Here is a 19321-nt window from a genome sequence, read left to right on the forward strand (position 1 = left end):
TGGTCAGCGTTGTGGCGTGATTTCGGTGCGGACCTTGCGCTGCCCCGCTGGGGGGCGCGGGAAGCCGGTGAGCGCCTGGTCGAACAGCACGCCGTAGATGGCGGGATCATCCGTCCACACGTCCTCGTACACGGCCGAGGTTTCGTACACCACCTGCTGCGAAGCGGCGTCGCGCAGCATCAGACTGACCTTGCGGTGGTAGAGGGTGGGCGGGCCGTCCATCATCCAGCCCATGCCGCCAAAGCCCCAGCCACCACCGTAGCCCAGGCCCCAGCCGAAGCGGCCGTAGAACGGATCGGGTGCATAGGGCCAGTAGCGCGGCGTGGCGTAGCCGCCCTCGGCGCCGATCTGTGCAACCAGCCGTGGCTGGGTGTCGTCGCGGCGCAGGCCCACGCGCGCAAGCGCCTGTTCGGCCTGGGCCTCGATGGGTGCAAACGCTGCGGCCTGTGCCTGCTGCGAGGGCAGCCGCTCGAAGCGGTAGGTGGGTGGGCTGGGCAGAGCGCTGAGGGTGGAGAAGCTGCTGACGTCGCTCTCCACCAGGCGCGGACCGGCGCAGCCGGCCAGCAGCGCGGCCGCGGCGCACAGCGCGAGGGCAGGAATGTGGCGCAGGAAGGCCATGGCGGTATCTCCCCGGGGCATCAGGCCCCGCGCCTGTGATAGTACGGCGTTGCGCGGCGCTGCGTTCAGCCCAGTTGCACCACCTGCAGGCCGGGCAGCGCGGGTGCGACCGGAAATTCCTCGTGATCGAACGCCATGTCGCCATTCGGGTCGGCAATGCCGGTGGCCTTGGCGTTCTTGAAGTCGTGCAGGTGGGGGTCCATCAGGTGCGTGGTCACCACGTGGCCCATGGCGCGCAGCATGCTCTCGATGCGGCCGGGGAACTTCTTGTCCCATTCGCGCAGCATTTCGTTGACGGCCACGCGCTGCAGGCCGTCCTGGCTGCCGCACAGGTTGCAGGGAATGATGGGGAACTGCTGGTACTGCGCCCAGCGCGCCGTGTCCTTCTCGGGCACGTAGCACAGCGGTCGGATCACCACATGCTTGCCGTCGTCGCTGACCAGCTTCGGCGGCATGCCCTTCATGCGGCCGCCGTAGAACATATTGAGCATCAGCGTGGCGACGATGTCGTCGCGGTGGTGGCCCAGCGCCAGCTTGGTGCAGCCCAGGTCGTCCGCCACCTTGTAGAGGATGGCGCGGCGCAGGCGCGAGCACAGGCTGCAGGTGGTCTTGCCCTCGGGCACCACACGCTTGACGACGCTGTAGGTGTCCTGGTTCTCGATGTGGTACTGCACGCCGATGCTCTTGAAATAGTCCGGCAGCACATGCTCGGGGAAGCCGGGCTGCTTCTGGTCCAGGTTCACGGCCACGATGTCGAACTTCACCGGTGCGCGCTTTTGCAGCTTGCGCAGGATGTCCAGCAGCGTGTAGCTGTCCTTACCGCCGGACATGCACACCATGATCTTGTCGCCTTCCTCGATCATGTTGAAGTCGGTGATGGCACGGCCCACCTCGCGGCACAGGCGCTTTTCCAGCTTGTGGGACTCGCGCTCGATCTTGCGTGTGTCGGCCGCATCGGGCGCGCCATCTTCGCCGGCCCAGTCGGCGGCGGTGGGAAGGGTGTTGTTGGCGGTGTTCATGGGTTTACCACTGTCCTGTCTCGACGCGAATGGCGACTTCGCAGTCATCAAAAATTTCCAGTTTGGCGATCTTCACGCGCACGCCCAGCACGCCGGGCAGCTGCATCAGCCGGTTGGCCAGCTTGCCGATCAGGCTCTCCAGCAGGTTCACATGCTCGGCCGTGCACTCGTCGATGATGATCTGGCGCACCTTGCGGTAGTCCAGCACGTGCTGGATGTCGTCGTCGCGCGGCGCCAGGGGCTGGGTGCCCAGGTTCAGCTCGGCGTCCACCTGGATGGGCTGGGGCGCGTTTTTTTCGTGCGCGAGGATGCCCAGGTTCGCGTCGAAGCGCAAACCGGTGAGCGTCAGCGCCTGCAGCCCTTCGCCCGGGCGGGCGGGATGGGAAAAAATGGTCACGGATTCACCAGGGTTTGATGCATACCCGCTCCACCCCCACGGAAGCGCTGTCGGGATAGACGTCGGGCTTGCGCGTGGCGACCCGCACGGCGTGCACCTCGGGCCTTTGCAGGATGGCCTGGGCGATTGCGTCGCACAGGGATTCCTGCAGTTCGTGGTGATGGCTGCCGACCTCGCGGGCGACAATGTCGCGGATGAAGTCGTAGTCCACGGTCTGGGAGATATCGTCCCGGGCCGCCGGCGCATGGTCGAGCTTGACGCACAGGTCCACGTCGAACCACATGCGCTGCGCCGCCTGCCGCTCGTGCGCGTGCACGCCGATGCGCACCGCCACCTCGTGCCGGCGCAGGCTGAGCGCCCGGCAGTGCGTCGCCAGCCGCGCGTCAAGGGCTCCGAAAGCAAGCAGGATGGAGTTCATGAGTGTGGATTTTCCTCGATCGCCCACATGACATCGCGTTGCAGGGGAATGAGGTGCTGGCCGTTGTCGGCGCGCAGCGTGCAGCCGTTCAGGCTAGTGTTGTCCGCGATGAACACGGCGCAGCGGGCGACCTCGGCGGGCTCTATCGGCTGGCGCAGCAGGTTGACGCGGCTGGCGCGGTCGAAGTTGTCCTGGGTCTGCGGGCCGCTCAGGTAGATGAGGCCGGGCGAGAGACCGCACACGCGCACCTGGGGCGCCAGGGCTTGGGCCTGCAGGGCCACGCTGCGCTCCAGCGCCAGCTTGCTGACGGTGTAGGAGAAGTAATCGGGGTTGAGGTTGTGCACCTTCTGGTCGAGCACATGGACGACGCTGTACCGCCCCGCCGTCGCCTGCCCCTGCGCGCACAGCCAGGTGTGGAGCGCGTTGCCCAGCAGCAGAGGCGTGGCCGTATTGGCGAGGAAGTGCATGCCCAGCCCCTGGGCGCTGGCCGTGCGGGCGTCGTCGGCCTCGAAGATGGAGGCGTTGTTGACGATGCAGCGAGGGGCGGTGCCGGTGAGCGCTACGCATTGGTCGAAGAGTTGCGTGGCGGCCTCCGGCCGCGCCAGGTCCGCATGCACCAGCAGGCACTCGCGCCCCAGCGCGCGGACGCCGGCCTGGGTGTCGCGCGCCCCCGGCCTCCGAGGCGCGGTAGTGGCACAGCACGTTCCAGCCCGCCGCCGCGAAGGCCTGGCAGATCTTGCGGCCCAGGCGGTGCGCCGCGCCGGTGACCAGCACCCAGTCGGCGCGGCTCATGCCCGGGCCTCCCGCACCGCGGCGCCGGCCTGCGCGGCCTCCTGGGCCTCCACGATGCCGCGCACGAAGAAACCGAGGTCCTGGGTGAAATAGAGCCGCTCGATGGGGCGCAGCAGGAAATCCTCGGGTAGCGTGCGATAGAACAGCAGGGCCCTGCCGCCGTCGTCGCCGCCGTAGTCGGCGAGTTCATGGTTCAGCCGATAGCCTTCGGCCCGCGCGCCGGCGATCACATGCTGGTAGCTGGCGAGCGCCGGGTGTTCGGCCAGCGGGCCCTGCGGTGCGATGGGCTCGGGCAGGCTGAACATGACGTTCACCTTGCGCACGTTCAGCTCGACGCTGAACTGCAGCGGGTGGTGCAGGCCGCGCTGGCCCGCGGGAGCCGACAGCCTGTAGGTCGCCCGGCATCCCGTGCGCGCCAGCGGAGTGAGCAGCAGGCCGCGCGGCGTGCCGGCGAGCTGCTGCACCTGGGCGGGGATCTGCACGTCCAGCACCGCGTGGGTGAGTTGGGCCAGCCGCCGCTCGCTGCGCTGCCCGAACACCAGGCCGATCACCACCAGGCTGACGGGCAGGGCCACGGTCAGCAGCCCGATGGCCGCCGTCATGGCCTCACGGTCGCGGTTCCAGGCGCCCCACACCACCAGGGCCAGCCCGCCGGACATCACCGCCAGAAATACAATCACCAACGTGCCACGCGCCCAGAGGGGCAATGCCAAAGACTGCAGCCAGCGCACCAATTCGGACGAGGGCTGCAGGGAAGACGAGGCGGAAGAGTCGCTCATGCAAATGGGGAGTAACGCGGGCTGGACTTGGAATTATGACGGCTCTCACCCCTTCGCTTTTCGAGCACATCCGCCAGCGCATCACGGCCCAGGGAGGCTGGATCGGCTTCGACCGGTTCATGGCGCTGGCGTTGTACACGCCGGGCCTGGGCTATTACGCGGGCGACCTGCCGAAGTTCGGCGCCATGCCCGCCAGCGGCAGCGACTTCGTGACCGCGCCCGAGCTGTCCCCCGTCTTCGGCAGCGTGCTGGCCCGCCAGGTGCGCGAGGCACTGGATGCCACCGCCACCGACGAGGTCTGGGAGTTTGGCGCCGGCAGCGGCGCGCTGGCCGCCCAGTTGCTGGGCGCGTTGGGCGACCGTGTGCGGCGCTACACCATCGTGGACCTGTCGGGTAGCCTGCGCGCACGCCAGCAGGCCACGCTGGCGGCCTGGGGCGACCGCGTGCACTGGGTCGACCGTCTGCCCGATCAGATACAGGGCGTGGTGGTGGGCAATGAGGTGCTGGACGCCATGCCCGTGCAACTGCTGCAGCGCCGCGCGGGCCTGTGGCACGAACGCGGCGTGGCCCTGGACGAGTCGGGCAACGGCTTTGTGTGGCAAGACCGTCCCACCCCGCTGCGCCCGCCGGTGGAGATCGACGGCCCGCACGACTACCTCACCGAGATCCACCCCCAGGGCGAGGCCTTCATGCGCACGCTGGCCCAGCACCTCGTGCGCGGCGCGGCCTTCCTGATCGACTACGGCTTTGGCGAGGACGAGTACTACCACCCCCAGCGGCACATGGGCACGCTGGTGTGCCACCGCGGGCACCAGGTGGATTCCGACCCGCTGGCGGACGTAGGCCTCAAGGACATCACCGCGCACGTCAACTTCACCGCGATGGCCCTGGCCGCGCAGGACGCGGGGCTGCAGGTGCTGGGCTACACGACGCAGGCGCACTTTCTCATCAACTGCGGTCTGCTATCCGAACTGGAGCGGTTGACGCAGGCCCAGCGGGCCCAAGCGGCCAAATTGATGATGGAGCACGAAATGGGCGAGCTGTTCAAGGTGCTGGCCGTGGGCGCAGGCGAGCCGTGGCGGCCCATGGGCTTTGCGCAGGGTGACCGGAGCCACCGGCTCTGAGGTTTCTATAGATGTTTTGGTGTTAAACAACAAAGAAAACAGTATTTTTAGAAATAAAAAGCGACGCCTACAGTGACTGCACGTCTTCACCCACCGCTGCACAGGAGCTGTCACGATGTCCGCTTTACCCCACGATCCGGGCCTTGCCTCACAGGCATCGCAAGAGTTTGAAATCCGCCGCCTGCCGGCCCCGTTGGGCGCCGAGGTACTCGGTCTGGACCTGGCCCAGCCGCTGAGCGATGCGGACTTCGACCGCATCCTGCGCGCGCACTGGGAGCATGTGGTGCTGGTCTTTCGCAACCAGCGCATCACGCCCGCGCAGCAGGTAGCCTTCAGCCGCCGCTTCGGGCCGCTGCAGATCCATGTGCAGCGCAAATTCGCGCTGCAGGGCCACCCCGAAGTGCTGGTGGTCTCCAACATCCGCGACGAGAACGGCGAACCCACCGGGCTGGGCGACGCGGGTTCGCTATGGCATTCGGACCTGTCGTACAAGGACAAGCCCAGCCTGGGCTCGCTGCTGCATGCGCAGGAGCTGCCCAATGTGGGCGGCGACACGCTGTTTGCCGACCAGTACGCCGCCTACGACGCGCTGCCCGAGGCCACCCAGCAGCGCATCGCTCATCTGCGGGCGGAGCACAGCTACCTGGCACGCTATGAGGAACTGCGCCAGCGCAACCCCTGGCGCCCGCGGCTCACACCCGCGCAGATCGCCGAGGTGGCGCCGGCCGTGCACCCCGTGGTGCGCACCCACCCGGCGACGGGGCGCAAGGCGCTGTTCGTGAGTGAGCACTTCACCACGCGCATCCTGGACCTGCCGGAGGAGGAGAGCCGCGCGCTGCTGCAGGAGCTGTTCGCTGCCAGCGTGCGGCCCGAATTCGTCTACCGCCACCAGTGGCAGCCGCACGACCTCGTGTTCTGGGACAACCGCGCGGTGCTGCACCTGGCCGCCGGCACCCCCGACACCGAGCGCCGCAAGCTCTACCGCACCACGGTAGAGGGCGACGCGCCCCGCTGATCCCGCCGCCCCTTCGCACACTCACCAATTGATAGCTGTTGGCGCTTGCCGGGCAGGCGCCAGGGCCACTTTTTGCCTGAAAAAGGACAGAACCTATGACGACCCTCCCTTCCGCGACGCCCACACCGCAATCGCACAGCCCGGTGCACGGGCCCCTGCGCCATTTTTTTCTTCGTTTCCTGCGTCGCGCCACCCGCCGCGGTGCGGTGCTCTGCTCGGTCGCCGGCCTGCTGCTGGGCGCGCACGGTGTGGCCCAGGCGGCCGAGGGGCAATTGCGCATCGCCCAGCAGTTCGGCATCGTCTACCTGCTGCTGAACGTGGCGCAGGACCAGAAGCTCATCGAGAAGCACGGCAAGGTTGCGGGTGTGGACATCCGGGTCGAGTTCGTCAAGCTCTCGGGCGGCGCCGTGATCAACGATGCGCTGCTGGCCGGCTCCATCGACATCGCCGGCGCGGGCGTAGGCCCGCTGTTCACGCTGTGGGACCGCACGCGCGGCCGCCAGAATGTGAAAGGCGTGGCGTCGCTGGGCAACTTCCCGTACTACCTGGTGAGCAACAACCCAGCGGTCAAGACCATTGCCGACTTCACCGACAAGGACCGCATTGCGCTGCCGGCCGTGGGTGTGTCGGTGCAGTCGCGCATCCTGCAGCTGGCCTCCGCCCAGCGCTGGGGCGACCCGGCATTCAACCGCCTGGACAAGCTGCAGGTGGCCCTGCCGCACCCCGACGCGGCCGCGGCGATCATCAAGGGCGGCACCGAGATCACCGCGCACTTCGGCAACCCTCCCTTCCAGGAGCAGGAACTGGCCGCCAACCCAGCCGCGCACATCGTGCTCAAGTCCTATGACGTGCTGGGCGGGCCGGCGTCGGCCACGGTGCTCTACGCCACGGAGAAATTCCGCAACGACAGCCCCAAGACCTACCGCGCGCTGCTGGACGCGCTGGACGAGGCGGCGCGCTTCATTGCCGCGCAGCCCGAGCAGGCGGCCGACATCTACCTGCGCACCCACGGCGGCAACACCGACCGGCAGCTGCTGCTGCAGGTGCTGAAGAACCCCGAGGTGCAGTTCCAGATCCGCCCGCAGAACACGCTGGGGCTGGGGCAGTTTCTGCACCGCGTGGGCGCGCTCAAGCACCAGCCCGTGGCGCTGCAGGACTACTTCTTCGACGATCCGCGCATTGCAGGAGGCAACTGATGCGCACCGCATTCCAGGGCGAAGCGAGCGGCGCGACCGCCTGGGGCGGCCCGCCCGGCGCCAGCCCAGGCCATCAGCCAGCAGTCCATCCGGCCAGCCACCCAGTCAGTGCGGCCTCAGCAGTACCTGCACCGCTGTTGCAGGTGCAGGGCGTGAGCCTCGACTACCGCACACACGAGCGCGTGGTGCGTGCCACGCACCAAGTCTCCTTCGACGTGCATGCGGGCGAGCGCTATGTGCTGCTGGGCGCGTCGGGCTGCGGCAAGTCCACGCTGCTCAAGTCCATTGCCGGGTTCATCGCGCCTGCCGAGGGTACGGTGCGCCTGCAGGGCCGGGCGGTCGCCGCGCCGGGGCCCGACCGCGTGGTGGTGTTCCAGGAGTTTGACCAGCTGCCGCCCTGGAAGACCGTGCGCGAGAACGTGATGTTTCCGCTGCTGGCCTCGCGCCGCGCCACGCGCGCCGAGGCGGCCGAACGCGCCGCGCTGTACCTGGACAAGGTGGGCCTGGCACGGTTTGCCGACGTGCACCCGCACCAGCTGTCGGGCGGCATGAAGCAGCGCGTGGCCATCGCCCGCGCGCTGGCCATGCAGCCCCAGGTGCTGCTGATGGACGAGCCCTTTGCGGCGCTGGACGCGCTCACGCGCCGGCGCATGCAGGAGGAGCTGCTGGCGCTGTGGGACGAGTTGCGCTTCACGCTGGTGTTCGTCACTCATTCCATCGAGGAAGCGCTGGTGGTGGGCAGCCGCATCGCCATTCTCTCGCCGCACCCCGGGCGCCTGCGTGCCGAGATCAACTGCCACCAGTACGGTCTGCACAGCGCGGGCAGCGCCGATTTCCAGGCCACCGCGCAGCGGGTGCATGCGCTGCTGTTCGATGAGCCTGTGCACGGCGCCGCACCTTCCGATGCCCCGCACGCGCCTGTTCCGCCCACCTTCGCCTGACCTCTGCCCATGAGCCTTCCAACCTCTTCCGTCTCCGCGGCGCCCTTCGCGCTGCACCCGCCCGTGCGCCCCGAAGTGCTGCACACCCTGCCCCCGCTCGGACGCGTGGCGCCCGCGCAGCCGCTGCCGCTGGGCCGCCGCCTCTGGCAGCAGGGCGCGCTGCGCAAGGCGCTTATCCTCGCCGTGCTGGCGCTGCTGTGGGAAGGCGTTGCGCGCTGGCAGGACAACGACCTGCTGCTGCCCACCTTCCTGCAGACCGCGCAGGCCTTCGCACAGGGCGTGGCTTCGGGCGAGCTGCTGCACAAGACGGCACTGTCGCTGGCCGTGCTGCTCAAGGGCTACCTCGCGGGCATCGCCTGTGCCTTCGTGCTCACCACGCTGGCCGTGTCCACGCAGTTGGGACGCGACCTGCTGTCCACGCTGACGGCCATGTTCAACCCGCTGCCGGCGATCGCGCTGCTGCCGCTGGCGCTGCTGTGGTTCGGCCTGGGGCAGGGCAGCCTGGTCTTCGTGCTGGTGCATTCCGTGCTGTGGCCGCTGGCGCTCAACACCTACGCGGGCTTTCAAGGCGTGCCCGAAACGCTGCGCATGGCGGGGCGCAACTACGGCCTGAAGGGCCTGCGCTACGTGTTGCAACTGCTGGTGCCCGCGGCGCTGCCGTCCATCCTGTCGGGGTTGAAGATCGGCTGGGCCTTCGCCTGGCGCACGCTGATCGCGGCGGAACTGGTGTTCGGCGCGTCTTCGGGGCAGGGCGGCCTGGGCTGGTACATCTTCCAGAACCGCAATGAGCTCTACACAGACAAGGTCTTCGCGGGCCTCGCCATGGTGATCGCCATCGGCCTGGCGGTGGAGAACCTGGGCTTTCACACGCTGGAGCGCCTGACGGTGCGACGCTGGGGCGTGCAGCGCTAGGGCCGGTGAACACTAGGGAAGGGGATCGCGTTGCCTCGCAAAGGGGGTGGATGCAAGGCGCTTGCGCGCCGCAAGGCTCGTGCCTTGCAAGCGCGGGCAACGCCGCAGACGGCCCCTTTGCGAGGCAACCCGAAGGGAAGCTCATGACAGCCCCCTCGGTGTTGCGTTCCTTGTGCGTGCGGGCGCACGCGCTGCGTCACGCGCCTTGATGGGCAGGCTGTCAGGAGCTTCGCGACTCCTTCCATCACAGGCCCTAGCGGCACGCCACGCGGGCTGCAGGCGCCTACACTCGGCCCATGCTGCGCTGGCTTCTCGTCGTTTTCCTCGCCCTGGTGCTCATCAACGGGCTCACCCCCTGGCTGCGCCGCCTGGGGCTGGGCCGGCTGCCGGGGGATTTTCAGTTCCGCCTCTTCGGGCGCGACTGGTTCATTCCGCTGGCCAGCACCGTGCTGCTGAGCTTCCTGCTCAGCCTAGCGGTCAAATGGTTGTGAGCCTTTTATGGCGCTAGCCCTTGCTGGACAAGCGCGAGCAGCTATCAATTGAGATAAACGCTTTTTCCCTACAGCCGAGGCGGCCGCGGTTGCGCCATGATGGGCCCCATGCCGCAGCAACTTCCTACCTCCCAGTCGCCGGGCCTGCATGCCGGCGTGGACATTGGCGGCACCAAGGTGGCCGTGTGCCTGGCGGACCCTGCCAACGGCAGCGGGCCGCCGGTGTTGCTCACGCGCATGGCGGAGCCTACCGCCAAGGCCGGTGCGCCGGATGCGCTGGCCCAGCAGGTGCTGCGGCTGCTGGATGCCGCCTGCACGCAGCAGGGCATCACGCGTTCGGATCTGGCGGGCGTGGGCGTGGCGTCCTGCGGGCCATTCGTGCGACATGCGGGCATGGTCGAAGTGGTCAACCCCAACATCTGCGGAGGGCTCGCCGGTGCGCCGCGCGGCCTGGGCAACGACTGGACCCGGGTGCCGCTGCAGGCGCCCTTGGCGCAGGCGCTGCGCGCAGACCGCGTGCATGTCGCCAACGATGCCGTCGCCGCGCTGCAGGCCGAGCGGCTGTGGGGAGCGCTGCGGGGGGAGGACGATTGCGCCTACGTGACCTGGAGCACCGGCATCGGCGTCGGCCTGTGCGTGGACGGCTGCGTGCTGCGCGGCAAGAACGGCAACGCGGGCCATGCCGGCCACAGCTACGTGGGCGACCCCGACGCGGGCAGCGACGTGGCGCTGTGCGGCTGCGGCAACCAGGGCGATGTGGAGTCGCTCGTCGCGGGCAGTGCGCTGCCGCGCCGACTGGGCCGGGAGGCGCCTGCGCTGATGGCGGCGGCGGACGCGGGTGACGCGGCCGCGCTGGCCGAAGTGCAGGCGCTGTGCGTGCTGATGGGACGGCTGCTGTACAACCTGGTGGCCACGTTGGATCTGCGGCGCATCAGCCTGGGCGGTGCCGTGTTCCTGCACCACCAGGCGCTGCTGCTGCCGCTGCTGCGTGCGCAGCTGGCGCGCTACTTCCCCGCGCTCACCGCCGGGGTAGAGCTGGTGCCTGCGGGGCTGGGAGGCCAGGTGGGCGACTACGCGGCGTTGGCTCTGCTGCAGCAGCCGGGCTGAACTCCACAGCTGCAGCCTTGACCGGCTGGGGCGTGGAGGGGCCGCTGCGCGCAGGACGCGTGCACCCAGACAACCCTCAAGTGGCTGCCACGGCCCCTGCCGGCGCGGTGACCGGCGGTGCAGCCTCGTCGCGCAGCGCCTGCAGGAAGCTGTTGCGCCACCAGTGCACGTCCTGGCGCTGGATGCGTTCCATGAGCCGTTCATGGCGCCACTGGCGCTCGGACAGCGGCATGCGCAGCGCGGTCTGGATCGCGTCGGCCATGCCCTGGGTGTCGTAGGGGTTGACCAGCAAGGCCTCCTTGAGTTGCTCGGCCGCGCCGGCAAAGCGCGACAGCACCAGCACGCCCGGGTCCTCGGGCTCTTGCGCCACCACGTATTCCTTGGCCACCAGGTTCATGCCGTCGCGCAGCGGCGTGACCAGCCCCACGCGTGCCGCGCGGCACAGGCCGGGCACGCGCTTGCGGGCGACGGTGCGGTGGATGTAGCGCAGCGGCATCCAGTCCAGATCGCCGTAGTCGCCGTTGATGGCGCCGCACAGGCCCTCCAGCTCCTGGCGCAGGTCGGCATAGGCGTGCACGTCGTCGCGCGAGGGCGAGGCGATCATCACCAGTGTGGCGCTGTGCTCGTTCTCGGGGTAGCGTTCCAGCAGCTGGCGGAAGGCGCGCACGCGGTGCGGGATGCCCTTGGAGTAGTCCAGCCGGTCGATGCCCAGCAACAGTTGGCGGCGTGAATACTCCGCGCGCAGGGCTTCGCAGGTCTGCACGGCGTCGGGCGCGCGCCCCAGGCGCTGGAACTCCTGCACATCGATGCCGATGGGGAAGGCCGCCACGCGCAGGGTGGCATTGAAGGCACGCAGGCGTTGCCCGCCCAGCTCCTGGGCTTGTGCTTCGTTGACCATGTAGCGTGTGAAGTGGACGACGTCGGCCTCGCTTTGCAGGCCCACCAGGTCGTAGGCAAAGAACGAACGCATCAACCACTCGTGTTGCGGCAGCGCGGCGAGGATGAGCGGCGGCGGAACGGGCACATGCAGGAAAAATCCGATGCGCTGGCGGCAACCCAGCGCGCGCAGCTCCGCCGCCAGCGGGATCAGGTGGTAGTCGTGCACCCATATCACGTCGTCCTCGCGCAGCAGCGGCAGCAGCTTGCGCGCGAACATCTGGTTCACGCGGCGGTAGCCCTCGCTGTAATTGGCGCTGAAGTCGGCCAGGTCCAGCCGGTAGTGCAGCACCGGCCACAGCACGCTGTTGGCGTAGCCCTGGTAATAGGCCGCGTGGTCCGCCTGGCACAGGTCCACGGTGGCCAGGGTCACGTTGCCGGCCTGGTGTGTTTGCAGCGCACCTTCGCCGGGTGTGCCGTCCGGGGTGACCGTGCCGCTCCAGCCGAACCACAGGCCGCCCGTGCGTGCCAGCGCGTCGCCCAGGGCCACGGCCAGGCCACCGGCAGCGCTCTTGCGCGGGTCGGCCAGGCGGTTGGAGATGACGACGAGTCGGCTCATGCAGGAAGGCTCCAGGTCAGATCACGCTGTCCCAGGGGGCGGACAGCCGCATGGCGGCATTGATGATGCCCACCATGGAATAGGTTTGAGGGAAGTTGCCCCACATCTCGCCCGTGGCGGCGTGGGTGTCTTCGGACAGCAGCCCCAGCGGGTTGCGCACGGCCAGCATGGCCTCGAAGATCTCCTGCGCCTGCTCGCGCCGGCCGGTGCGCGCCAGCGCATCGATGCGCCAGAAGGTGCAGATGTTGAACGCGGTCTCGGGCTTGCCGAAATCGTCCGCGGCTTCGTAGCGGCGCATGAAGGGGCCGTCGCACAGCGTGTGTTCCATGGCGTCCAGCGTGCTCACGAAGCGCGGGTCGGTGGGGTGGATCAGGCCCACCTCGGCCATGAGCAGCACGCTGGCGTCCAGCTCGCTGCCGCCAAAGCTCTCGGCAAACACCTGGCGCTTGGCGTGCCACGAGCGCTCGAGGATCTCGCCATGCATGCGCTGCGCATGCTGCTGCCAGTAATGGGCGCGCTCGGGCAGTTGCAGTGCGCGTGCGATCTTGGCCAGCCGGTCGCACGCTGCCCAGCTCATGAGGGCTGACGAGGTGTGGATGCGCGCGCGCGTGCGCAGCTCCCACATGCCCGCGTCGGGCTTGCCGTACACCTGCACGGCCAGCTCGCCCACGCGCTCCAGGCGCTCGAACTCCGCGGCTCCGGCGGGGTGCAGTAGCCGCCGGTCGTGGAAGGACTGCGCCGCGCCCAGCACGATGTTGCCGTACACGTCGTGCTGGAAGTGCTCTGCCGCCTGGTTGCCCACGCGCACCGGGCCCATGCCGCGGTAGCCGGCCAAGTGGGGCAGGACGGATTCGGGCAGCTCGTGCTCCAGCCCGATGCCGTACAGCGGCTGAATGTGGCCGCTGCCGGTTTTGGCCACGATGTTGCCGAGCCAGCGCAGGTAGTCCTCCATGGTGCCCACTTCCGACAGGCTGTTGAGCGCGCGCACCACGAAGAACGCGTCGCGCAGCCAGCAGTAGCGGTAGTCCCAGTTGCGGCCGCTGTGCGCCGATTCGGGGATGCTCGTGGTCATCGCCGCGACGATGGCGCCCGTGTCCTCGAACAGCGACATCTTCAGCGTGATGGCCGAGCGGATCACGGCCTCCTGCCACTGCAGCGGCAGATGCAGGCGCTGGGTCCAGTGCTTCCAGTACGACACGGTCTCTTGCTCATAGTGGCGTGCGGTGTCGCCAATGCCGCCGGAGAGCGTTTCGTCTGCGCCGAGCAGGAAGTTGTATTCGCGCCCCGCTACAAAGGGCTCGCCCGAGAGCACGTACGCCACGGGCGCGTCGGTGTTCAGCCGCAGCGTGAAGTCGCCCCCCACATAGCGGATGTGGTTGCTGCCGCGCGTGAGGGCGGGCTGGGCCATGCCCCAGTCGTAGCGCGGCTGTACCAGCACGCGGATGCGTGGTGCCCCCCGCACCGGTCGCACGCGGCGCACCAGCATCACGGGGCGGAAGGCGCGAGAACGTGCGAAGAAGCGCGGGCAGAAGTCGGTCACCTCCAGGCAATTGCCATGCGCGTCGGTCAGGTGCGTGCGCAGCACGGCGGTATTGGGCTCGTACCACTGCTCGCTGCGGGCGAAGTCCTCCAGCTCGATGGCGAAGCGGCTGCCATCGGGGCCGGGCTGGACCAGCGCATTGAACACCGGGTCGCCGTCAAAGCGTGGCATGCAGCTCCAGACGATGCAGGCGCGCGCATCCACCAGCGCGCTGATGGTGCAATTGCCGATCATTCCCAGCGCCAGCGACGGTGCGGCCATGGCGGTGGCGCCCACGTGAGATGCTTTGCTCGTCATGTGATCTCCTCGCCCACGGCGTGCTGCAGCCATTGGCGCACGGCGGCGGGCGTGGCCAGCCGCGCGTGGGCGCGCGTGGCGCCTTCGCCCACCTTGATGCCCAGGCCCCCCAGCGACTGTGCGGCGGCAAAGCCGGCTTCGTCCGTCACGTCGTCACCCACGAACAGCGGCGCGCGCCCGGCGAAGGGGGCCAGGCGCATGAAGTCCGTGATCGCACGGCCTTTGTCCGGCCCCACGGGCTTGACCTCGTACACGAACTTGCCGTGCAGCAACTCGGCGCCCGGCACCTCGCGCAGCGCCTGTGTGATCGCCTGCAGGCACAACGCCTGCAGTTGCGGCGCCTGTCGGTAGTGCAGCGCCAGGCCGGCGCTCTTGGCCTCCAGCAGCAGCTCGGGGTGCTGCGCCATCAGCGGGCGCAGCGCGGCCAGCAGCGGCTGCAGTGGCAGCGCCGGCAGGCCGCCGCTGCGCCCGTTGCCCAGGCGGTACTGCGCGCCATGCTCGCAGGCCACGGGTAGGCGCAACGGGTCCAAAAAATGGTCGATATCGGCCATGGTGCGGCCGGTGACGATGGCCAGCGCCCCCTCCAGCCGCACATGCAGTGCTTGCAGGCAGTCCACCACGCCGGGCGGCAGCTGCACGGCATGCGGCTGTGCGGCAATGTCGGCCAGCGTGCCGTCGAAGTCGAGGAACAGGGCGTGGCGGGAAGTCGGCAGAGGCGGCGTGGGCATCGCCCGCAACCTTAACTCTGCACGCGCGCGGCCACTGTAGGCCGGCTACCCGCAGGGCCGTAGGCATTGAAAACGTGACCCCTTACCCGCAATTGCCTGGTTTCGCCAACCCCCGCGAGGTCCTCCATGAGCTCCCCCGAAGCACTGCACGTCGTCTGCCCCCACTGCCACACCACCAACCGCGTGCAGGCCGCGCAACTGGGCAGTGCGCCCGACTGCGGCAGCTGCCATCGGCCACTGTTCACGGGCGAACCGCTGGCGCTGGATGCGGCCAGCTTCGACCGGCACGTAGCGCGCAGCCATCTGCCCGTGGTGGTGGACTTCTGGGCGCCGTGGTGTGGCCCCTGCCGCCAGATGGCGCCAGCCTTCGCTCAGGCTGCGCGCGAGTTGGAGCCGCGCGTGCGGCTGGCCAAGCTGGATACCGAGGCGCACCCCGCGATCGCGGCGCGCTACGGCATCCGCAGCATCCCGACGATGATCCTGTTTCGCGGCGGACAGGAGGCAGCGCGCATCTCTGGTGCGCTGGGTGCGGCCGATATCGCGCGCTGGGTGCAGTCGGTGTAAGGCGCTGCGGAACCAACCCTCGTGTGGCGCTCGCCCCTGTTGTGGGGCCGCAGCGCTGACGATTCGCCATACCAGTGGCTGTTGCTGCGTACCCGCAGCCAATCCTCACTGGAGCGAGGCACCACAGGTGCTCAGCCAGCGTTGCCCCGAGGTTCTGGGGCAGGCTGCGCGGTGGCATGAAGCCAGTCGGCCACGGCCTGTACGCGGGCGGCGTGAATCATCTCGCCCACCTTGGGGCCGCTCAGGCCCAGTTGCGCAGCGTGCGCAGCCACGCTGCTGGTGGTGACCGACTGCACGGCCGCGAGCGCGGCGTTGATGCGAGCGCGCTGCGGGTAGGGCCGATCGGCAAAACCCAGGCGTCCGCGCGCATCGCATTCACAGGCCAGCAGGATCTCGTCCAGCCGCGCGGGTTTGCGGATGGCGTCGCAGCGCTCCAGCAGGCGCACCAGCGCGGCAGCGCCCAGGTCGCCGCTGCGGTGGATGTTGCCGTGCTCGCGCGCCACCACGTCGGCAAGTTCGCGGCATTCCACCGGCACGCGCAAGCGTTCGCACACGGCCTTGAGCAGCCGTGCGCTGCGCTGCTCATGGCCGATATGGCGCGGCAGCACGTCGTGCGGCGTGGTGCCTTTTCCCAAGTCGTGCGTGAGGCAGGCGAAGCGCACGGTGAGCGGGGCCTGCAAATGGGCTGCCATGTCCAGCACCATCATCAGGTGCACACCGGTGTCCACTTCGGGGTGGTATTCGGGGCGCTGGGGCACGCCCCACAGGCGCTCGACCTCGGGCAGCACCACGGCCAGCGCGCCACAGTCGCGCAGCACGTCGAACATGCGCGAGGGCTGCGGCTCCATGAGCCCGCGCGCCAGCTCCTGCCACACGCGCTCGGGCACCAGGTGGTCGGCCTCGCCGTCGTGCACCATCTCGCGCATGAGCTGCATCGTCTCGGGCGCTACGGTGAAGTCGGTGAAACGCGCCGCAAAGCGCGCCACGCGCAGGATGCGCACCGGGTCCTCGCGGAAGGAGTCGGTCACATGGCGCAGTACCCGCGCTTGCAGGTCGCGCGCGCCGCCATAAGGGTCAAACAGGTCTTCGGCGCCCGTCCAGTCAGCGCTGGCAGCTATTGCATTGATAGTAAGGTCGCGCCGTGACAGGTCTTCTTCCAGTGTCACGTCGGGCGACGTCTGCACCACGAAGCCGCGGTAGCCGCGCCCGCTCTTGCGCTCGGTGCGCGCCAGCGCGTATTCCTCGCGCGTCTCGGGGTGGAGGAAGACGGGGAAGTCGCGCCCCACGGGCAGGTAGCCGCGTGCCACCATGTCGTCGGGCGTGGCGCCGACGACGACCCAGTCGTGGTCATTGACGGGGCGGCCCAACAGCCGGTCGCGCACGGCGCCGCCCACCATGTAAATCTGCATGGGGGCAGTGTATTCAACCTGGAATCGGTCGCTGTCCGTACGTCATCGCCAGGACTGCCGCCCCGCTGGACGAGGCAGGGCGCAGGTGGTGGTAGCCGAAGCATTCTTCGCTGCGCAGATCGTCCTCGTCGATGCCGGCGCCGTCCGCCGCGCGCAGCGTGCGGCCAGGACGGGTCGTAGGCGCAACGCCCAGGCTTGTCCAGGTGAAAAGCCATGGTGCCCTCGGCCAGCGGGACGCGGGCACGCAGGTGGATGGTGTCGTCGGCCGTGGTGCAGGCCTTTAGGCGCGTTGGCCTGACTGGTGGTTACGCCACCTCTACAACCAGGTGGGGGTTGAACCGCGTGTTCTCCACCTGCCCATCCTTGGCATAGCCGCGCGGGTTGCACAGCACGCGTGTGCCGTGCAGCCGGTAGTCGAAGCTGTCGTGCGTGTGCCCATGCACCCACAGCCGCGCGCCGCTGCCCTCGACCAGGGTCTGTGCGTCGGACACGAAGGCGGCGTTGATGGGCGAGCCCGCAAAGCGCGGGTGGATGCTGTGTGGTGAAGGCGCGTGGTGGGTGATGACCACGGTGGGGCCGGCAAAGGGCTGGGCGAGTTCGCGCGCCAGCCAGCGGGCGTTGGCGTCGAACAGGTCGGCCGCGTGCTGGGGCGTGAAGAGCGCCCCGCCGTCTGCGCCACCGGCGCGTATGCGGCTGAAGTCGCGCATGAACTGCTGGGCCTGGGCCATGGCCTCGGTGCGGGCGGCGCCATCGCCGGCCACGCGGAAGTCGCTCCACAGGGTGCTGCCGATGAAGCGCACGCCCTGCAGCACCAGGCTGCGGTTGTCCAGCAGGTGCACGGGGCTGCCTTCGCACAGACGGCGCAGCTCTTGCGCGGTGTCCTGCAGGCTGGAGCCGTAGAACTCGTGGTTGCCCGGCACGTACAGCACCGGCTTGGCGAAGCCCTGCGCCCAGGCCACGGCGGCCGCGGGGCGGGCAATGTCGCCCGCGAGGATCACCACATCCGCGTCGGTGCGCGGGTGCTCCATGCCCTGCACGCCCAGGTGCAGGTCGGACAGGATGTGCAGTTTCATGGCACTGCGCCGGCGGGCTAGCCGCGCCGTGCGCGGTAGGGCTCGTCGAACGGCACGAAGTCCTGCTCGGCCAGTGCGCCGTCGATCCAGGCCTTCACGCCCGGCAACTGCTGCACGCGCTGCACATAGGCGGTGATGTGTTCAGGCACGGGCAGGGCAAAGGTGGCCAGACGCATGCACACCGGCGCATAGAACGCGTCGGCAATGCTGAATTGGCCGAACAGCATGGGGCCGCCGTGCTGGTCCAGCAGCTCGCTCCACATCTCCACCAGGCGCTGCACGTCGGCGCGCACGGCGGGCTGGTCGCGCCACACGATCTCGCCCACTTCGGGCAGGCGGGCCTCGATGTTCATGCCGCAGTGGCTGCGCAGCGCGCTGAAGCCACTGTGCATCTCGGCCACCACGCTGCGGGCGCGGGCGCGCGCGGCCTTGTCCTGGGGCCACAGATGCTTGTCGGGGTACTGCTCGGCCAGGTATTCGGCGATGGCCAGGCTGTCCCAGACGGTAATGTCCCCATCCACCAGCACGGGCACCTTGGCCACGGGGGTGACGGCCTTGAGCTGGCGCTTGAACTGCGAATTGGCATCGAAGCTGTCAAAGCGCACGGGCACTTCCTCGAACGCGATGCCGGCCTGGCGCAGCAGCACCCAGGGGCGCATGGACCAGGAGGAGTAGTTCTTGTTGCCAATGTAGAGCTGGAGCATGGAGGGGTTCCTTGATGCTGTGGTGCTACGTTAAAAAGAGCTGCTCGCGCCCGTAATCACAGGGTTTGAGCTCGTTATTTGCTTGAAAGCACCGTATGCCAAGCGCAAACCGCTCTTGTTTTTGAAGCGTCAAACCGGCCAGACCACGCCGTTGTCGTTGAGTATGGCGTCCAGCGGCAGATCGTGTGCCTCGGGCTCGAAGTCGTCCAGGTAGCCGTGGGTGAACCCCAGGCCTACGGTGGCGGGGCGGGGCTGCAGCGTCGCCAGCGTGCGGTCGTAGAAGCCCCCGCCGTAGCCCAGGCGGTAGCCGCCCGGGCCGTAGCCCACGCAGGGCACGAACAGCAGCGTGGGGTGGATGAGCTCGGTGTCCTTGGGCTTGGGGATGCCGTAGGCGTCTTCCTCCATGGGGCAGCCGGGATACCAGGCGTGGAAGGTGAGCGTCTTGTGCACCTTGTCCACCACGGGCAGGCCGATGCGGCGCAGCTGGGGCTCGTCCAGCAACTCGCCATCTTCCTTCCAGCGGTGCAGCGCGGGCAGCGGATCGAACTCACCCTTGATCGGCCAGTAGGCGCCGATGATGGTGTCCGGGCGGTCCACCAGCCAGATGCGCATCACGCGTTGCAACTGGTCGGCGCGCTGCAGGCGGTCCGGCAGATTCAGGCGCTGTTCTACCAATGCGCGGCGCAGGGCTGCTTTGTCCAT

At 68.8% G+C, this 19321-nt stretch carries 20 protein-coding genes and 1 pseudogene; 8 read left to right on the top strand and 13 right to left on the bottom strand.

Annotated features, from left to right (window positions below; all coding sequences use genetic code 11):
• Positions 1–3 precede the first annotated feature (3 nt).
• The 6 genes and pseudogenes from DTPSY_RS02490 to DTPSY_RS02515 all read right to left on the bottom strand — a co-directional run bounded on the left by DTPSY_RS02490 (position 4) and on the right by DTPSY_RS02515 (position 4023).
• Entirely contained in the window at positions 4–618 is a 615-nt protein-coding gene (locus DTPSY_RS02490) for a DUF4136 domain-containing protein (RefSeq protein WP_012655536.1), read from the bottom strand.
• Positions 619–683: 65 nt separating this feature from the next.
• A complete protein-coding gene (ttcA, locus tag DTPSY_RS02495) occupies positions 684–1637 on the bottom strand; it encodes a tRNA 2-thiocytidine(32) synthetase TtcA (RefSeq protein WP_012655537.1) in 954 nt (317 codons plus the stop codon).
• 4 nt (positions 1638–1641) lie between these two features.
• Complete coding sequence (locus DTPSY_RS02500; protein WP_012655538.1) at positions 1642–2034, bottom strand: dihydroneopterin aldolase; 393 nt, start codon at positions 2032–2034, stop codon at positions 1642–1644.
• A 4-nt stretch (positions 2035–2038) separates the two neighbouring features.
• Positions 2039–2452 (bottom strand): dihydroneopterin aldolase, encoded by a 414-nt coding sequence (locus DTPSY_RS02505; RefSeq protein ID WP_012655539.1) that lies wholly within the window; start codon positions 2450–2452, stop codon positions 2039–2041.
• A pseudogene (locus tag DTPSY_RS02510) lies at positions 2449–3093 on the bottom strand (SDR family oxidoreductase); the annotation flags it as partial. The gene DTPSY_RS02505 and the pseudogene DTPSY_RS02510, both read right to left, overlap by 4 nt.
• A gap of 147 nt (positions 3094–3240) precedes the next feature.
• Positions 3241–4023: a hypothetical protein gene (locus DTPSY_RS02515; protein ID WP_012655540.1), complete on the bottom strand. Its 783-nt coding sequence runs from the start codon at positions 4021–4023 to the stop codon at positions 3241–3243.
• Between the two features lie 35 nt (positions 4024–4058).
• On the opposite strand from DTPSY_RS02515, the gene DTPSY_RS02520 reads away from it, so the two are divergent.
• The 7 genes from DTPSY_RS02520 (at position 4059) to DTPSY_RS02550 (ending at position 10809) form a co-directional block, all read left to right on the top strand.
• On the top strand, positions 4059–5147 hold the full coding sequence (locus DTPSY_RS02520; protein WP_012655541.1) for a class I SAM-dependent methyltransferase: 1089 nt from the start codon (positions 4059–4061) through the stop codon (positions 5145–5147).
• 115 nt (positions 5148–5262) lie between these two features.
• Positions 5263–6162 (top strand): TauD/TfdA dioxygenase family protein, encoded by a 900-nt coding sequence (locus DTPSY_RS02525; RefSeq protein WP_012655542.1) that lies wholly within the window; start codon positions 5263–5265, stop codon positions 6160–6162.
• A gap of 95 nt (positions 6163–6257) precedes the next feature.
• A complete protein-coding gene (locus DTPSY_RS02530) occupies positions 6258–7358 on the top strand; it encodes an ABC transporter substrate-binding protein (RefSeq protein ID WP_012655543.1) in 1101 nt (366 codons plus the stop codon).
• On the top strand, positions 7358–8299 hold the full coding sequence (locus DTPSY_RS02535; RefSeq protein WP_012655544.1) for an ABC transporter ATP-binding protein: 942 nt from the start codon (positions 7358–7360) through the stop codon (positions 8297–8299). The genes DTPSY_RS02530 and DTPSY_RS02535 overlap by 1 nt, the downstream gene beginning before the upstream one ends.
• A gap of 9 nt (positions 8300–8308) precedes the next feature.
• Positions 8309–9211 carry an ABC transporter permease gene (locus DTPSY_RS02540; RefSeq protein WP_012655545.1) on the top strand — a complete coding sequence of 301 codons (903 nt, stop codon included), beginning with the start codon at positions 8309–8311 and terminating at the stop codon, positions 9209–9211.
• 296 nt (positions 9212–9507) lie between these two features.
• Positions 9508–9702 (top strand): DUF2905 domain-containing protein, encoded by a 195-nt coding sequence (locus DTPSY_RS02545; protein WP_011803958.1) that lies wholly within the window; start codon positions 9508–9510, stop codon positions 9700–9702.
• A gap of 96 nt (positions 9703–9798) precedes the next feature.
• Positions 9799–10809 carry an ROK family protein gene (locus DTPSY_RS02550; RefSeq protein WP_012655546.1) on the top strand — a complete coding sequence of 337 codons (1011 nt, stop codon included), beginning with the start codon at positions 9799–9801 and terminating at the stop codon, positions 10807–10809.
• A gap of 76 nt (positions 10810–10885) precedes the next feature.
• On the opposite strand, the gene otsA is transcribed toward DTPSY_RS02550, so the two are convergent.
• Genes otsA through otsB form a run of 3 tightly spaced genes read right to left on the bottom strand, consistent with a single transcriptional unit; the run spans position 10886 to position 14869 of the window.
• Positions 10886–12304 (bottom strand): alpha,alpha-trehalose-phosphate synthase (UDP-forming), encoded by a 1419-nt coding sequence (gene otsA, locus DTPSY_RS02555; RefSeq protein WP_012655547.1) that lies wholly within the window; start codon positions 12302–12304, stop codon positions 10886–10888.
• Between the two features lie 16 nt (positions 12305–12320).
• Positions 12321–14141: a glycoside hydrolase family 15 protein gene (locus DTPSY_RS02560; RefSeq protein ID WP_012655548.1), complete on the bottom strand. Its 1821-nt coding sequence runs from the start codon at positions 14139–14141 to the stop codon at positions 12321–12323.
• Positions 14138–14869, bottom strand: coding sequence for a trehalose-phosphatase (otsB, locus tag DTPSY_RS02565; RefSeq protein WP_011803962.1), 732 nt, complete (start codon positions 14867–14869; stop codon positions 14138–14140). Before otsB ends, DTPSY_RS02560 begins: the two co-directional genes overlap by 4 nt.
• 126 nt (positions 14870–14995) lie before the next feature.
• Here otsB and trxC point away from each other — a divergent pair, with 126 nt between their 5' ends.
• Positions 14996–15433 (top strand): thioredoxin TrxC, encoded by a 438-nt coding sequence (gene trxC / locus DTPSY_RS02570; RefSeq protein WP_012655549.1) that lies wholly within the window; start codon positions 14996–14998, stop codon positions 15431–15433.
• Between the two features lie 131 nt (positions 15434–15564).
• On the opposite strand, the gene DTPSY_RS02575 is transcribed toward trxC, so the two are convergent.
• The 4 genes from DTPSY_RS02575 to DTPSY_RS02590 form a co-directional block, all read right to left on the bottom strand.
• Positions 15565–16842, bottom strand: coding sequence for a multifunctional CCA addition/repair protein (locus DTPSY_RS02575; protein ID WP_012655550.1), 1278 nt, complete (start codon positions 16840–16842; stop codon positions 15565–15567).
• 305 nt (positions 16843–17147) lie between these two features.
• Positions 17148–17915, bottom strand: a complete 768-nt coding sequence (locus DTPSY_RS02580) for a metallophosphoesterase (protein ID WP_012655551.1) — start codon at positions 17913–17915, stop codon at positions 17148–17150.
• 17 nt (positions 17916–17932) lie between these two features.
• Complete coding sequence (locus DTPSY_RS02585; RefSeq protein ID WP_012655552.1) at positions 17933–18619, bottom strand: glutathione S-transferase family protein; 687 nt, start codon at positions 18617–18619, stop codon at positions 17933–17935.
• A 129-nt stretch (positions 18620–18748) separates the two neighbouring features.
• Positions 18749–19321: a 5-formyltetrahydrofolate cyclo-ligase gene (locus DTPSY_RS02590; RefSeq protein WP_011803967.1), complete on the bottom strand. Its 573-nt coding sequence runs from the start codon at positions 19319–19321 to the stop codon at positions 18749–18751.

This window comes from [Acidovorax] ebreus TPSY (assembly GCF_000022305.1).
In the GTDB taxonomy this organism is placed as follows: Bacteria; Pseudomonadota; Gammaproteobacteria; order Burkholderiales; family Burkholderiaceae_C; genus Diaphorobacter; species Diaphorobacter nitroreducens.

Bases quoted from the DNA above. Each gene is read 5' to 3' on its own strand.
- ttcA (WP_012655537.1), bottom strand. From the start codon at position 1,637: ATGAACACCGCCAACAACACCCTTCCCACCGCCGCCGACTGGGCCGGC.
- DTPSY_RS02525 (WP_012655542.1), top strand. From the start codon at position 5,263: ATGTCCGCTTTACCCCACGATCCGGGCCTTGCCTCACAGGCATCGCAA.
- DTPSY_RS02580 (WP_012655551.1), bottom strand. From the start codon at position 17,915: ATGAAACTGCACATCCTGTCCGACCTGCACCTGGGCGTGCAGGGCATG.
- DTPSY_RS02530 (WP_012655543.1), top strand. From the start codon at position 6,258: ATGACGACCCTCCCTTCCGCGACGCCCACACCGCAATCGCACAGCCCG.
- otsA (WP_012655547.1), bottom strand. From the start codon at position 12,304: ATGAGCCGACTCGTCGTCATCTCCAACCGCCTGGCCGACCCGCGCAAG.
- DTPSY_RS02535 (WP_012655544.1), top strand. From the start codon at position 7,358: ATGCGCACCGCATTCCAGGGCGAAGCGAGCGGCGCGACCGCCTGGGGC.
- DTPSY_RS02550 (WP_012655546.1), top strand. From the start codon at position 9,799: ATGATGGGCCCCATGCCGCAGCAACTTCCTACCTCCCAGTCGCCGGGC.
- trxC (WP_012655549.1), top strand. From the start codon at position 14,996: ATGAGCTCCCCCGAAGCACTGCACGTCGTCTGCCCCCACTGCCACACC.
- DTPSY_RS02490 (WP_012655536.1), bottom strand. From the start codon at position 618: ATGGCCTTCCTGCGCCACATTCCTGCCCTCGCGCTGTGCGCCGCGGCC.
- DTPSY_RS02545 (WP_011803958.1), top strand. From the start codon at position 9,508: ATGCTGCGCTGGCTTCTCGTCGTTTTCCTCGCCCTGGTGCTCATCAAC.
- DTPSY_RS02520 (WP_012655541.1), top strand. From the start codon at position 4,059: ATGACGGCTCTCACCCCTTCGCTTTTCGAGCACATCCGCCAGCGCATC.
- DTPSY_RS02590 (WP_011803967.1), bottom strand. From the start codon at position 19,321: ATGGACAAAGCAGCCCTGCGCCGCGCATTGGTAGAACAGCGCCTGAAT.
- DTPSY_RS02515 (WP_012655540.1), bottom strand. From the start codon at position 4,023: ATGAGCGACTCTTCCGCCTCGTCTTCCCTGCAGCCCTCGTCCGAATTG.
- DTPSY_RS02585 (WP_012655552.1), bottom strand. From the start codon at position 18,619: ATGCTCCAGCTCTACATTGGCAACAAGAACTACTCCTCCTGGTCCATG.
- DTPSY_RS02560 (WP_012655548.1), bottom strand. From the start codon at position 14,141: ATGACGAGCAAAGCATCTCACGTGGGCGCCACCGCCATGGCCGCACCG.
- DTPSY_RS02540 (WP_012655545.1), top strand. From the start codon at position 8,309: ATGAGCCTTCCAACCTCTTCCGTCTCCGCGGCGCCCTTCGCGCTGCAC.
- DTPSY_RS02505 (WP_012655539.1), bottom strand. From the start codon at position 2,452: ATGAACTCCATCCTGCTTGCTTTCGGAGCCCTTGACGCGCGGCTGGCG.
- DTPSY_RS02575 (WP_012655550.1), bottom strand. From the start codon at position 16,842: ATGCAGATTTACATGGTGGGCGGCGCCGTGCGCGACCGGCTGTTGGGC.
- otsB (WP_011803962.1), bottom strand. From the start codon at position 14,869: ATGCCCACGCCGCCTCTGCCGACTTCCCGCCACGCCCTGTTCCTCGAC.